Annotated in this window: 8 protein-coding genes; 5 read left to right on the top strand and 3 right to left on the bottom strand. The window is 71.3% G+C overall.

What is annotated here, in order from left to right:
* Positions 1–93 precede the first annotated feature (93 nt).
* Complete coding sequence (locus tag INTCA_RS14195) at positions 94–1,788, top strand: NAD(P)/FAD-dependent oxidoreductase (protein WP_013493621.1); 1,695 nt, start codon at positions 94–96, stop codon at positions 1,786–1,788.
* A gap of 7 nt (positions 1,789–1,795) precedes the next feature.
* Positions 1,796–3,202, top strand: coding sequence for a sensor histidine kinase (locus INTCA_RS14190; protein ID WP_013493620.1), 1,407 nt, complete (start codon positions 1,796–1,798; stop codon positions 3,200–3,202).
* A gap of 129 nt (positions 3,203–3,331) precedes the next feature.
* Here the strand turns inward: INTCA_RS14190 and INTCA_RS14185 are convergent, their stop codons facing one another.
* Positions 3,332–3,844 carry a MarR family winged helix-turn-helix transcriptional regulator gene (locus INTCA_RS14185; protein WP_013493619.1) on the bottom strand — a complete coding sequence of 171 codons (513 nt, stop codon included), beginning with the start codon at positions 3,842–3,844 and terminating at the stop codon, positions 3,332–3,334.
* 109 nt (positions 3,845–3,953) lie between these two features.
* Here INTCA_RS14185 and icmF point away from each other — a divergent pair, with 109 nt between their 5' ends.
* Entirely contained in the window at positions 3,954–7,196 is a 3,243-nt protein-coding gene (gene icmF / locus INTCA_RS14180) for a fused isobutyryl-CoA mutase/GTPase IcmF (RefSeq protein ID WP_013493618.1), read from the top strand.
* A 62-nt stretch (positions 7,197–7,258) separates the two neighbouring features.
* On the top strand, positions 7,259–8,035 hold the full coding sequence (locus tag INTCA_RS14175) for a helical backbone metal receptor (protein ID WP_013493617.1): 777 nt from the start codon (positions 7,259–7,261) through the stop codon (positions 8,033–8,035).
* A 78-nt stretch (positions 8,036–8,113) separates the two neighbouring features.
* Here INTCA_RS14175 and INTCA_RS14170 read toward each other — a convergent pair whose 3' ends face one another.
* Positions 8,114–9,760 (bottom strand): cell wall-binding repeat-containing protein, encoded by a 1,647-nt coding sequence (locus tag INTCA_RS14170; protein ID WP_041307767.1) that lies wholly within the window; start codon positions 9,758–9,760, stop codon positions 8,114–8,116.
* A gap of 205 nt (positions 9,761–9,965) precedes the next feature.
* On the opposite strand from INTCA_RS14170, the gene INTCA_RS14165 reads away from it, so the two are divergent.
* Positions 9,966–12,074 carry an MMPL family transporter gene (locus INTCA_RS14165; RefSeq protein WP_013493615.1) on the top strand — a complete coding sequence of 703 codons (2,109 nt, stop codon included), beginning with the start codon at positions 9,966–9,968 and terminating at the stop codon, positions 12,072–12,074.
* A gap of 134 nt (positions 12,075–12,208) precedes the next feature.
* On the opposite strand, the gene INTCA_RS14160 is transcribed toward INTCA_RS14165, so the two are convergent.
* Complete coding sequence (locus INTCA_RS14160; protein ID WP_013493614.1) at positions 12,209–13,024, bottom strand: MBL fold metallo-hydrolase; 816 nt, start codon at positions 13,022–13,024, stop codon at positions 12,209–12,211.
* Positions 13,025–13,100: the final 76 nt, after the last annotated feature.

The raw sequence follows: 13,100 nt of genomic DNA, 5'->3' as shown, positions 1-13,100 counted from the left end.
CGGACGGCGGTCGAGTTCGCAACTACGCTGACCGCAACATCGGCCCCTCCACGTTGCCCGAAGCTGGGTCCGGGGGCGGATCTGGGAGGGTGGATGCCCAAACCTGCCATCCTGACGGTCGACGACGACCCGGCCGTGTCGGCTGCGATCACCCGCGACCTGCGCAGTCGGTACGCCGACCACTACCGGGTCATCCGGACGACCTCGGGCGCCGAGGCGCTCGACGTCCTCACCACGCTTGCGCTCCGCGGCCAGCCGGTCGCCTTGATCGCCTCCGACCAGCGCATGCCGGGCATGACCGGCATCGAGCTGCTCGAGCAGGCCAGCACCCACGCGCCGGAGGCGAAGCGGCTGTTGCTGACGGCCTACGCCGACACCGACGTCGCGATCCGGGCGATCAACGACATCGGCCTCGACTACTACCTGCTGAAGCCGTGGGACCCACCGGAGGAGCGGCTCTACCCCGTGCTCGACGACCTGCTCGGCGACTGGGGGCAGCAGCATCCGGATCACTCCACGGACGTCCGTGTCGTCGGTCACCGCTGGTCGGACCGCAGCCACGAGATCAAGACCTTCCTCGCGCGCAACCACGTCCCCTATCGCTGGTACGACGTCGAGCGCGATGCCGAGGCGCAGCGGCTCGCCACCATCGCAGGTGCCGCCGACTCGGACCTGCCGATCGTCCTCGCGCCCGGCCGGGACGCCTTGCGAAACCCCACCACCGTGGACGTCGCCAACACGCTCGGGCTGCGCACTCGCGCCGAGCGCCCGCTCTACGACGTCTGCATCGTCGGCGGCGGACCGGCCGGCCTGGCCGCGGCGGTCTACGCGGCCTCCGAGGGGCTCGACACGGTGATCGTCGAGCGGGAGGCGCCGGGCGGCCAGGCGGGCCAGAGTGCCGCCATCGAGAACTACCTCGGTTTTCCGCGCGGCCTCACCGGCTCCGACCTCGCCCAGCGAGCGGTGGCCCAGGTCGTTCGCTTCGGGGCCGAGATGGTCGTGGCGCGCGACGTCGTGGGTCGCGAGACGAGGGGATCGGTGCAGGCCGTGCGCATCGAGGGCGCCGACGATGTCGAGGCCCGGGCCCTCATCGTCGCGACGGGTGTCTCCTACCGGAGGCTTCCCGCACCGGGGCTCGACGCCTTCACCGGCCGGGGCGTCTACTACGGCGCGACGGCGAGCGAGGCCAGCCAGTGCCGAGGCGAGGAGGTGTACGTCGTGGGCGCCGCCAACTCGGCCGGTCAGGCGGCCCTCAACCTCGCCCGGTTCGCCGAGCGGGTGACGCTGCTCGTCCGCTCGGGCTCCCTCGCGGAGAGCATGTCGCGCTACCTCATCGAGCGCATCGACCAGACGGCGAACATCATGGTGCGCTTCCGCACCGAGGTGGCTGCCGCCCGCGGGGACGGCCACCTTGAGGCGCTCACCCTCGCGCGCCCCCGGTCGAGCGACCAGGGTGACCCCGGCGACCGGGGTGCCGCTGAGGAGGTCGACACCAACTGGCTGTTCATCTTCATCGGCGCCTCGCCACGGACCGACTGGCTCGGGGAGGACATCACCCGCGATCCGGCCGGGTTCATCGTGACGGGCACCGACCTGACGGGCCCGAGGTTCAGCAGCCGCGCCCACCCCTGGCCTCTGGAGCGTGCCCCGCTCGCCCTGGAGACGAGCGTGCCGGGGGTGTTCGCCGCGGGCGACGCCCGCCTCGACTCGATGAAGCGGGTGGCCTCCGCCGTGGGTGAGGGTGCGATGGCAGTGCACCTCGTCCACCGCTACCTCGCAACGGTCTAGGAGCGAAATGGCCACTGGACTCGAGCTGCGCGACCTGCCGATCTTCGAGGGACTGGCGGCCTCCCAGCTGGCCCAGCTCCTCGCAGCTGCGGAGGACGTGCTCGTCGAGCCCGGGGCCGTCGCCTGGCGGGAGGGTGAGCATGCCGACCACTGGTGGGTCCTGCTGGAGGGCGAGATCGAGCTGACTCGCAGAGTCGGCCACGAGCGCGTCGTCGTCAGCCACATGCGCACGCCCGGGCAGTGGGCCGGAGGCTTTCGCGCGTGGGACCAGGCGGGCGTCTACCTCGCCACGGGGCAGGTCGTCGCATCCGGTCGGCTCCTGCGCGTCGCGGCCACGGACCTGCGTGAGCTGACCCAGGAGTGGTTCCCGCTGGGCGGACGCCTCATCGAGGGCATCATGGTCACCGCGCGCTCGATCGAGTCGATGGTGCGCCAACGCGGCTCGCTCATCACGCTCGGCACCCTGTCGGCCGGGCTCGCCCATGAGCTGAACAACCCCGCATCAGCGGCGGCCCGCGCTGCCGAGGTGCTGTCCGGGGAGCTGCCGCGGCTGATCGACTCGATCCGTGGCCTCGCGAACAACCTCACTCCGGAGCAGTTCGTCGAGCTCGACGAGCTGCGCCGCAACCTGGGCCCCCGGCTGCCACGGCACGACGCGGTGGCGCTCGCGGACGAGGAAGAGGCGCTGGGGGAGTGGCTCGGGGATCACTCCGTCGCGCGTCCGTGGGCGGTCGCCGCGGCGTTGGCCTCGTCGGGTGCCGACGTGTCGTGGTGCGAGCGGGCGCTCGGGATCGTCGGCCGCGACGCGCTGGCCTCGGGGCTCGAGTGGGTGGCCACAACCGTGTCCGTCACCTCCCTCCTGGACGAGATGCAGGAGTCGACCCGCCGGGTCTCGGGGATCGTCGCCGCGGTCCGCTCCTACACCCAGATGGACCGCGCCGGCCGGCAGCAGGTCGACGTGCGCGACGGGCTCGAGAGCACGCTCGTCGTCCTCGGCCCCCGCTTCCGCGAGGGCGATGGGGTCGCGGTGGTCCGCGACTACTCCGACGACCTGCCGAGGGTGGACGCGCACCCCGGCGAGCTGAACCAGGTCTGGACCAACCTGATCGACAACGCGGTTGACGCCATGTCCGGGTCGGGCACCCTCGGGATCACGGCTCGTCCGGAGACGGGCGGGGACGGGCTGGTCGTCGAGATCTCGGACACGGGGGTCGGGATGCCCGCCGACGTGGTCGAGCGCGCCTTCGAGGCGTTCTTCACGACGAAGCAGGTCGGCAGTGGCACCGGCCTCGGCCTCGACATCGCGCGCCGGATCGTCGTCGACCGGCACGGCGGCGACATCTCGGTCGACAGTGCCCCGGGCCGGACCGTGTTCCGGGTCCGTCTCCCGCTCGTCCGCCCCGCGGGGGAGTGAGCGGTTCGCCGCCAACGCCATGCCGTATGCCGCTGGGCCGGCTCGTCGTCCACCCACCCCGCCGCTCGCGATGGGGGCGCGCGAACGCGAGCGAGCCCAGCGGCATACGCCCGGCTCTGACGAGCGCGGCTAGAAGTCGCCCGCGCTGCGACGGAGGCGGGTCAGCACGTCGACGAGCGTGCGCAGGTCGCGTCCGGAGAGGCCCGGCTGCTCGAAGACCTCGGTGTTGAGCGCCTTCGTGGCCCGTTCGGCGAGCTCGCGGCCCGTGGAGGTGAGCGCGACGAGGTAGGCGCGCCGGTCCTCCGGGTGGGTCGAGCGCGTCACGAGGCCCGCGTCCTCGAGCCGGTCGACGGCGTTGGTCACGCTCGTCGGGTGGACCTGCAGGCGTGAGCCGATGATCTTCATCGGCAGCGACCCACGCTTGCTGAACCACAGCAGCATGAGCACCTCGTAACGGGCGAACGTCACGCCGAGGGGCTTGAGCGTGGCCTCGACGCGCGCGAGGACGATCTGGTGGGCGCGCATGAGCGAGGTGACGGCGGCCATCCCGGCGGCAGCGTCGGCCCAGCCTGACTCGACCCATTGGGTACGGGCCTGCTCGATCGGGTCGAACTCGAGCCCGCGCGTGGCTTCACCTGTCATGCCGACATCGTAGGACGGTCGACGCGTTGACGTCCATTAGTTGGAAGTCCTACTATTTTCCCATCAGTGCCGCACCGTCGCACCGCCGCACCCTGTCCGGAGGCCCCTCGTGAGCAACCCGAAGCCCGAGCTGCACCAGCCGGCTCACCACGTCCGCATCGTCACCGCCTCGAGCCTCTTCGACGGGCACGACGCATCGATCAACATCATGCGGCGGATCATGCAGAGCCAGGGCGCCGAGGTGATCCACCTCGGCCACAACCGCTCCGTGCAGGAGGTCGTCGACGCGGCGATCGAGGAGGACGTCCAGGGCATCGCCGTGTCGTCCTACCAGGGCGGCCACGTCGAGTACTTCGAGTACCTCGTCGAGCTCCTCAAGGAGAACGGCGCAGAGCACATCCGCGTCGTCGGCGGCGGCGGCGGTGTCATCGTGCCCGAGGAGATCGCCCGACTCCGCAGCAGCGGCGTCACGATCTTCAGCCCCGAGGACGGGCAGCGGCTCGGCCTGGCCGGGATGATCAACACCATCATCAAGGACTGCGACTTCGACCCGTGGGACGTGCGCGCGGCCGGCCTCGACGCCGTGCTCGCAGGAGAACGGGCCGCCGTGGCCCGCGCCATCACCGGCGCGCAGGAGGGCGACCTCGACTCGGGCACGCTCGAGGCGATCCGTGAGGCCGCCTCACGACGCCAGGTTCCCGTCCTCGGCATCACCGGCACGGGCGGGTCGGGCAAGAGCTCGCTCACCGACGAGCTGGTCCGCCGCCTGCGCCTCGACCAGCAGGACAAGCTGCGCGTCGCCATCCTCGCCATCGATCCGACCCGCAGCCGGGGCGGCGGGGCCCTGCTCGGCGACCGGATCCGGATGTCCTCGCTCGACGGCGACCGGGCCTTCTTCCGCAGCCTGGCGACCCGCGGGCACAGCCAGGTCCCGGCCAATCTCGCCGACGTCATCGCCATCACCAAGTCCGCCGGCTTCGACCTCGTCATCCTCGAGACACCGGGCATCGGCCAGGGCGACGCGGCGATCGTCGACTACGCCGACGTGTCGCTCTATGTCATGACGCCAGAGTTCGGCGCGAGCAGCCAGCTCGAGAAGATCGACATGCTCGACCGGGCCGACGTCGTGGCCATCAACAAGTTCGAGCGCCGCGGGGCCGAGGACGCCCTGCGCGACGTGGGCCGGCAGCTGGTCCGCAACCGCGAGGCCTTCGGCCGGGGCCCCGGCGACATGCCCGTCTTCGGGACGAGCGCGGCGACGTTCAACGACGACGGCGTCACGGCCCTCTACCAGGAGCTGCGGGGCCTCCTCGCCGAGAAGGGCGTGCCGGTCGAGGAGGGCGCCCTGCCCGCCGTCTCGACGAAGCAGTCCACCCGCATCGCCACGGTCGTCCCGTCCTCCCGGGTGCGCTACCTCGCGGAGATCAGCGAGACGGTGCGCGACTACCACTCCACCACGGAGGAGCTCGCAGCACAGGCCGCGCGGGTCCAGCGGCTTGAAGCCGTGCGTGACGAGCTGGCCGCCGCCGGTTCGGAGGCCGCGCCGGTCGAGCAGCTCCTGGACGCGGCCCGCCGCGAGCTGCCGTCCGAGGTGGCCGACCAGCTCGCCGGCTGGCCGCGGATCGTCGAGGCCTACTCCGGCGACGAGCAGGTCATCACCATCCGGGACAAGGAGATCCGCAACGTCCTGACCCGAGAGTCGCTCTCCGGCAACAAGATCCCGCGGGTGGCGCTGCCGCGCTACTCCGACCACGGCGAGCTCGTCTCCTTCCTCCGTCGCGAGAACCTGCCCGGCTACTACCCCTTCACCGCGGGCGTCTTCCCGTTCAAGCGCGAGGGGGAGGACCCGGCACGGATGTTCGCCGGCGAGGGCGATCCGTTCCGGACGAACCGCCGGTTCAAGCTGCTCTCGGAGGGCCAGCCGGCGACGCGCCTGTCCACGGCGTTCGACTCGGTGACGCTCTACGGTCGCGACCCCGACCCGCGGCCCGACGTCTACGGCAAGGTCGGCACGTCGGGCGTCTCCATCGCGACCCTCGACGACATGAAGGCGCTCTACGACGGCTTCGACCTCGTGTCGCCCACCACGTCGGTCTCGATGACGATCAACGGCCCCGCCCCGACGATCCTCGCGTTCTTCCTCAACACGGCCATCGACCAGCAGCTCGACAGGTTCCGCGAGCGGGAGGGTCGGGAGCCGAGCGGCGCCGAGACGGAGGAGATCCGCGCCTTCGCCCTCGCCAACGTCCGCGGCACCGTGCAGGCCGACATCCTCAAGGAGGACCAGGGGCAGAACACCTGCATCTTCAGCACCGAGTTCTCGCTGAAGATGATGGCCGACATCCAGCAGTGGTTCATCGAGCACCACGTGCGCAACTTCTACTCGGTGTCGATCTCCGGCTACCACATCGCCGAGGCGGGCGCGAACCCGATCAGCCAGCTCGCCTTCACCCTGGCCAACGGCTTCACCTACGTCGAGAGCTACCTCGCGCGCGGGATGAGCATCGACGACTTCGCCCCCAACCTGTCCTTCTTCTTCAGCAACGGCATGGACCCCGAGTACACCGTGCTCGGCCGGGTCGCCCGGCGGATCTGGGCCGTGGCGATGAAGGAGAAGTACGGCGCCAACGACCGTTCGCAGAAGCTGAAGTACCACGTCCAGACGTCGGGTCGGTCGCTGCACGCGCAGGAGATGCAGTTCAACGACATCCGCACGACGCTGCAGGCCCTGTGTGCGATCTACGACAACGCCAACTCGCTGCACACCAACGCCTACGACGAGGCGGTCACGACCCCGACCGAGGACTCGGTTCGCCGGGCGCTCGCGATCCAGCTCATCATCAACCGTGAGTGGGGCCTGGCGATCAACGAGAACCCGCTCCAGGGCTCGTTCATCGTCGACGAGCTGACTGACCTCGTCGAGGCGGCGGTGCTGCGGGAGTTCGACAAGATCACCGAGCGTGGCGGCGTCCTCGGGGCGATGGAGACCGGCTACCAGCGGGGCCGGATCCAGGACGAGTCGATGCTCTACGAGCACCGCAAGCACGACGGCTCCCTGCCGATCATCGGCGTCAACACCTTCCGCAACCCGCACGCCGACGACGAGGAGCCGAAGACGATCGAGCTGGCCCGCGGCACGGAGGAGGAGAAGCAGAGCCAGCTCGCCCGGGTGCGCGCCTTCCAGCAGGCCCACGCGGACGAGGCGAAGGTGGCGCTCGAAGAGCTCAGGCAGGTGGCCATCGAGGGCGGAAACGTCTTCGACGTGCTCATGCGGGCGGCCCGGGTGTGTTCGCTCCAGCAGGTGACCGAGGCCTTCTTCGAGGTCGGTGGCCAGTACCGCCGCAACGTATGAACGCTCGGGGGCTCACGGCCGCAGGCGGCCTGCGCCCCCCGAGTGCCCCCCGAAAGGCCCGCATGGTGAGCTCTCGTACCGTCCTCGACGACCTGGGGTATGCCGCTGAGCTGGCTTCCAGCCTGAGGCGCCTCGTCTCGCTCGTCCCCTCCATCACCGAGGCGGTCGCGGTCTCTGCGCCGGACCTGCTCGTGGGGGCGACGGACTGGTGCACGCATCCCTCGGACCTCGACGTGCCGCGGGTCCGCGGGACGAAGAACCCGGACCTCACGGCGATCCGGGCGCTCCAGCCCGACCTCGTTCTCGCCAACAAGGAGGAGAACCGCGAGATCGACGTCCGCCGCCTCCGGGAGAGCGGCGTCCCGGTCTACGTCACGGACATCGTGACGATCCCAGGTGCCCTCGACTCGCTCGAGCGGCTGTTCGCCGGCGTGCTGCGGACGGGAGTCCCCGACTGGCTGCGCGCGGCCCGGGAGGAGTGGTCCGGCCCCGTGCCCGAGCCCCGGCTCGACGTGGCGATCGCGATCTGGCGCGACCCGTGGATGGTGGTCGGCAGCAACACCTACACCGGGGACCTCGTCGCCCGGCTCGGCTGGCGGAACGTCTTCGACGGAGGCGGCGACCGGTACCCGCACGTCGAGCTGGCCGAACTCGACCGGTCGGAGATCGACATCGTGCTCCTGCCCGATGAGCCCTACGTCTTCACGTCCGATGACGGGCCCGAGGCCTTCACCCGGACCGCGACCGCCCTGTGCAGCGGGCGGCTCCTCACCTGGTACGGACCGGCGATGGTCGGCGCGAGGGCCGCGTTGACGGACCAGGTGGCCGCTGGCCGCTGACCTGGCACGCTGGCGACCCGACTGTGGGCACAGCAGTGCCGGCCGGCGCTCGAGAGCACCGACCGGCACGACCGTCGTTCAGTTCAACGCTGCCGTCAGGGCGTTCTCGACGGAGGTGGACACGGCTGCGGTTCCTCCGAAGAGCGCCGCACCGTCGATCGAGAGGCGCTGCCCGTCAAGGTAGGCGGCGAGGACCGCAGGCACCGAGCTCGGCTCGACCAGGAGCATCGGCGCGTCGACGAAGCCGGCGAAGGCCCCGCCCCCCAAGGCGTCCGGGAAGGCGCGACCCGAGGCGAAGGTGACGACCGCGCTGCCCGTGAAGAAGCGCTGCGCGGTCCGCACCGCAGTGTCGAAGCGGTTGACACCGACGATGCGGTTCGCCGAGCTGACCAGGGCACCCGCTGCCTGGGCGGCGGGCCCGCCGATGGCGAAGCGCGTTGCCGACGAGTGCTCGGACAGGTAGGCCAGCGTCTCGGCCGTCATCGCAGTGTCCCTGGTGAGGAGGAGGACGCCGCCGGCCCGGACTGCCGCTGGGCTGGCGCTCAGGGCATCGGGGAAGTTCGTGCCGGAGGTGAGGAAGATGGCGTCCGGGGTGCCGATCTCGTTGGCGATCTCCACGGCGGTGGAGAACCGCGTGGCGCCGGCGAGACGGATCGGCTCGAACCCCAGAGCGGCGATGCCGGCCTCGACCTCGTCGCTGAGCGCGTTGGTCCCGCCCAGGACGTAGACCGGCGACCCAGCCGCCAGGAGGCGCTGCAGCTCCGTGGCGACCCGGCCGTCGAGGAAGGACGCGTTGGTGAGCAGCAGCGGTCCGTCGGCGGCGACGGCGAGTGGCCCGCCGGCGAGCCCGTCGGCGAAGTCCTTGGCCGTGGCCACGACCGCGGCGTGCGCGGCGTCCGGGTCACCCTTGTCGGGGAAGAGTCCCTGCGAGGCCTCGACTGCCGTGGCGACCCGGTCCGAACCAGCGAAGCGCTCCACCGTGACGACCTGGAAGTTGGTCTCCGAGCCGTTGAAGGCGACGTGGTCGACGTCGGCGACGTGTGCCTCGTCGCGGCCGACGCTCACGCCGTACGTCACGGCCAGACCGTCCGCGCAGGCTGTCTGGAAGGCCGACAGCGGCCTGGGCTCGAAGCGCGGGATGGCGACGGTCTTCCCCTCCGGCACCGTCGCGCCGCTGGTCGTGCCGTCGTCGAGGATGTTCCAGGTCGACCAGTACGTCGCGGCGCCGCCGGAGACGGTGTCCCAGGTCTTCCAGCCGTCGGCCGGTGCCTGCGTCGGGATGTGGTTGAGGGTCGAGAAGCCGCTGTCGGCGAAGGTCCCGCCGTTGCAGTCGATGACGATCTGGTACGCCGGTGCAGCCCCGGTCGTGGTCTTGACCTGGTAGCTGCCGGACGCCACGTCGGCGAGCGCGGTCCCGGCGGGAGCCAGCTTCTTGAGGGTGGCCTTGTCGGTGCCCGCCGGGGTCGTCAGGCGCAGGTTGCCGTCGCCGTCGCCGCCCTCCGAGGACTCCACGAGCGCGTATGCTCCGTCGCCGATCTGGTCGTCGGCCTGTGCGAACCAGCCGGTCGGCACGGGATCGGTGCCCGCCGCGTCCCAGGCGCTGATGTCACTCGCCCGGACCTTCTCGACGGACGTCTCCGCGGCGCTCGACGACGCGGCCAGGCCGAGGCCGGCGACGGCCAGGACGCCGACGACGGTCGCTGAGGTCGCTCGACGCGCGGCCATGGATTTTCGCATGGTGTTCCTCCCCTTGTGGTGGGCGCGCAGTCTGCGAGGCGCCCGTGCTCCCCGACGCTACTCCCGGGTGCGCGAAACGGGGCCAGAACGGCAAAAGGGTGTTGCACGACATATCGACCGACCGTCGGACGGTCGCATCGGTTCCACCTTTCGATGGAGGGGAATCCCTCCGAACCGCGCCCAGAGTGAAGGCATGAGCCTGACACGCACCTCCTCGTCCAGCACTCCTCCACCCGCTCCAGTCGCCCCCCGCGCCGCCGCCAGCGCCCCAACCGGCGGCTGGACCGGCCTGATCTCCCGCCTCACCTCCCGACGTGGGGCCTGGGCGACGCTCCTCATTGCGCTGGTCGTGGCGGCCGGGATCATCGGCGGGCTGCGCACCGAGCCGCCCGTCGGAGGCGGCGCCGCCGGCGCCCTCCCGGCGAGCGCCGAGGCCCGCGAGGTCGCGGACCTGCAGACCCACTTCGCCAGTGGCGACCAGGCGCCCGCCCTGGTGCTGTGGACTCGCGCGGACGGTGGCCCGCTGACGCCGGCGGACGTGTCGGCGCTCCGTGCCCAGGCGCCGACGATCAGCGCGTCGGTTGGTGCGCCGCGTCTGCCGCCGACCGTCGCGGAGGACGGTCGTGCCGCTCTGCTCCCGGTCCCCGTCGACGTCGACCGCACGAACGGCCAGATCGCCGTGACCATCGCCGCGCTGCGACAGGCGGCGGCCGGGCCACCCGCGGGCCTGGAGGTGCATGTCACCGGTGGCCCCGCCCTGGGCGCGGACGTGGCGTCCGCGTTCGACGGTGCGGACCTCACGTTGCTCCTCGTGACGATCGCCGCCGTGGTGCTCCTCCTGCTTCTCACCTACCGGTCCCCGACGCTCTGGCTCGTGCCGCTCACCGTCGTGGCCCTGGCCGACCAGGTCGCGGCGGTCCTCGCGGCTCAGGCCGGTGAGATCTGGGACCTGAGGTTCGATGCCGGGATCATCAGCGTCCTCGTCGTCGGCGCCGGCACGAACTACGCCCTGCTCCTCATCTCGCGCTACCGCGAGGAGTTGCGGCACCAGGTCGACCATCGGGTGGCCCTGCGCAGGGCCTGGTGCTCGACGGCCGGCGCCGTCGTCGCGAGCAACGTCACGGTCGTCCTCAGCCTCCTCGCACTGCTGCTCGCCGCACTGCCCTCGACCGCCGGGCTGGGAGTGGCCGCTGCGATCGGCCTGCTCGTGGCGCTCGCCTTCGGCCTCGTCGTGCTGCCCGCGGCGCTCGCCGTCACGGGCCGGGGAGTGTTCTGGCCGTTCGTCCCGCAGCCCGGCGCGCCGGCGCCGGGGCCGTCGCTCTGGGGTCGGGTGGCCGGACGGTCGATGCGCAGACCGGTGCTCACGACCCTGGTCGTCCTCGGGCTCCTCGCCGTCCTGGCGTCCTCGTTGTTCGGCACCAGGGTCGGCCTGGCCCCCACGGAGAAGTTCCGCGTCGCCACGGAGTCACAGGTCGGCGCCGAGCGCCTCGCCCTCCACTTCCCGTCCGGCGAGTCGGCGCCGCTCGTCGTCATCGCCGACGAGGCCGCCATCGACCGGGTGGCCGGGGTCGCCGGGCAGGTGGACGGGGTCGTGTCGGTGCACCCGGCCGGAGCCTCAGGGGGTCTCGCTCGGCTGACGGTCACGGCGGAGGCCGCACCGGGGACGACCGAGGGGGAGCGGACCGTGCGTGCGCTGCGGGCAGCGGTGCACTCGGTGGCAGGTGCCGAGGCGAAGGTCGGCGGCGAGGCCGCTGACCTGCTCGACACCCGCGAGTTCGCCGACCGCGACCTCCGGGTCGTCGTGCCGGTGATTCTCGGCATCGTCCTGCTCGTGCTCGTCGCCCTCCTCGGTGCGGTGGTCGGGCCACTGGTCCTGCTCACGGTGAACGCGCTCTCCGCCCTCGCGGCGATCGGTCTCGGCTCGTGGGTGGGCAGCGCCGCGCTCGGGTTCGCCGGGCTGGACGTCAACGTGCCGCTGCTCGCCTTCATGTTCCTGGTGGCGCTCGGTGTCGACTACACGATCTTCCTCGTCCACCGGGCGAGGGAGGAGGCCATCGAGGTCGGGACGGTCGAGGGGATGCGCCGGGCGGTGGGCGCCACGGGGACCGTGATCACGAGCGCCGGAGTGGTCCTCGCTGCAGTCTTCGCCGCACTGGGCGTGCTGCCTCTCATGGTGCTGGCCCAGATGGGCCTCATCGTCGGGCTCGGCGTCCTCGTCGACACCTTCGTCGTCCGGACCCTGCTCGTGCCCGCGCTGTTCGCGCTCCTCGGCGACCGGATGTGGTGGCCGCGACGCCCCTGATCGAAAGAGCACTTCCTACCCCCGACAATCGAGAGAGCAGTTCGCACTTTCCCGAATCGAAAATTCAGTTCGTACCCCCTGATCGAGAGAGCAGTTGGTGACACTCGACGTGTCACGAACTGCTCTTTCGATCGTCAGGTGAGGTGGTCGTAGTCGCCGCGCACCCACGCGGTGTGGCGGTCCGCCGAGTACCGGATCACCGCCTTCGCATCGCTGGCGACGACGGCCCCGAAGTTGTTGTACAGCCGATCGAAGTGCAGCAGCGACACCTGCGCAGCGATGCGCTGCACCACAGTGCCGGACAACGGCAGACGGTTGGGGTAGCTGCGCATGAAGCTGACCGTCCGGCCGTCCGGGTTGGGGAAGATCGCGTCCCCGGCGAGCAGGACACCCCGGCCCCCGTTGCCGGCGGGCCACTCGACGACCGTCTGCCCGGCGAAGTGGCCGCCGACCCGGTGGAGAGTCAGCCCCGGGCCCACCTCGCGGGCGTCGTCGAAGAACTCCACCAGGTCGGGGCGTCGGACCCACTCGCGGTCCCGGTCCGCGAGGATGACCGGAGCCCCGAGGGCCGTGGCCCACTCGGTCTGGACGCCGTACATGTGCGGGTGGCTCGCTGCGACGGCGAGCACCGGGCCGAGGCCGAGGACGAACTCGACCGAGGCATCGTCCACGAAACCGACACAGTCGAAGAGCAGCGAACCCTCGGGTGTCCGGACGAGCATCGTCTGCTGCCCGATCCCCACCGTCGGCTCGGCCGTCAGGCCCCAGAGCTGGGGCTCGACCTTCGTGACGACGATGCGGGTCCCCTGGCCGCGCAAGGTGCTCAACGTGGTCCACTGCTGTCCCTCCGGCGGCACCCACTGTCTCTCGTCCTCGCAGATGGCGCACGTGCCGGGCGGTGCCGCACTGTCTGCCGTCTCGACGCCACAGGTCGCACAGATCCAGATCACCGACCCAGCCTCGCCGACGGGCAGGCGTCGGACCAGTTCTTTTCGCACGGCTGGCCGATACCGCGTCGCGCAGGGG

It is taken from the genome of Intrasporangium calvum DSM 43043 (assembly GCF_000184685.1).
In the GTDB taxonomy this organism is placed as follows: Bacteria; Actinomycetota; Actinomycetes; order Actinomycetales; family Dermatophilaceae; genus Intrasporangium; species Intrasporangium calvum.
This window is presented reverse-complemented; position numbering and strand designations above follow the sequence as displayed.

What these genes read in the sequence shown, in the direction of transcription:
- INTCA_RS14195 (WP_013493621.1), top strand. Translation starts at nt 94, where the DNA reads ATGCCCAAACCTGCCATCCTGACGGTCGACGACGACCCGGCCGTGTCG.
- INTCA_RS14190 (WP_013493620.1), top strand. Translation starts at nt 1,796, where the DNA reads ATGGCCACTGGACTCGAGCTGCGCGACCTGCCGATCTTCGAGGGACTG.
- INTCA_RS14185 (WP_013493619.1), bottom strand. Translation starts at nt 3,844, where the DNA reads ATGACAGGTGAAGCCACGCGCGGGCTCGAGTTCGACCCGATCGAGCAG.
- INTCA_RS14175 (WP_013493617.1), top strand. Translation starts at nt 7,259, where the DNA reads ATGGTGAGCTCTCGTACCGTCCTCGACGACCTGGGGTATGCCGCTGAG.
- INTCA_RS14170 (WP_041307767.1), bottom strand. Translation starts at nt 9,760, where the DNA reads ATGGCCGCGCGTCGAGCGACCTCAGCGACCGTCGTCGGCGTCCTGGCC.
- INTCA_RS14165 (WP_013493615.1), top strand. Translation starts at nt 9,966, where the DNA reads ATGAGCCTGACACGCACCTCCTCGTCCAGCACTCCTCCACCCGCTCCA.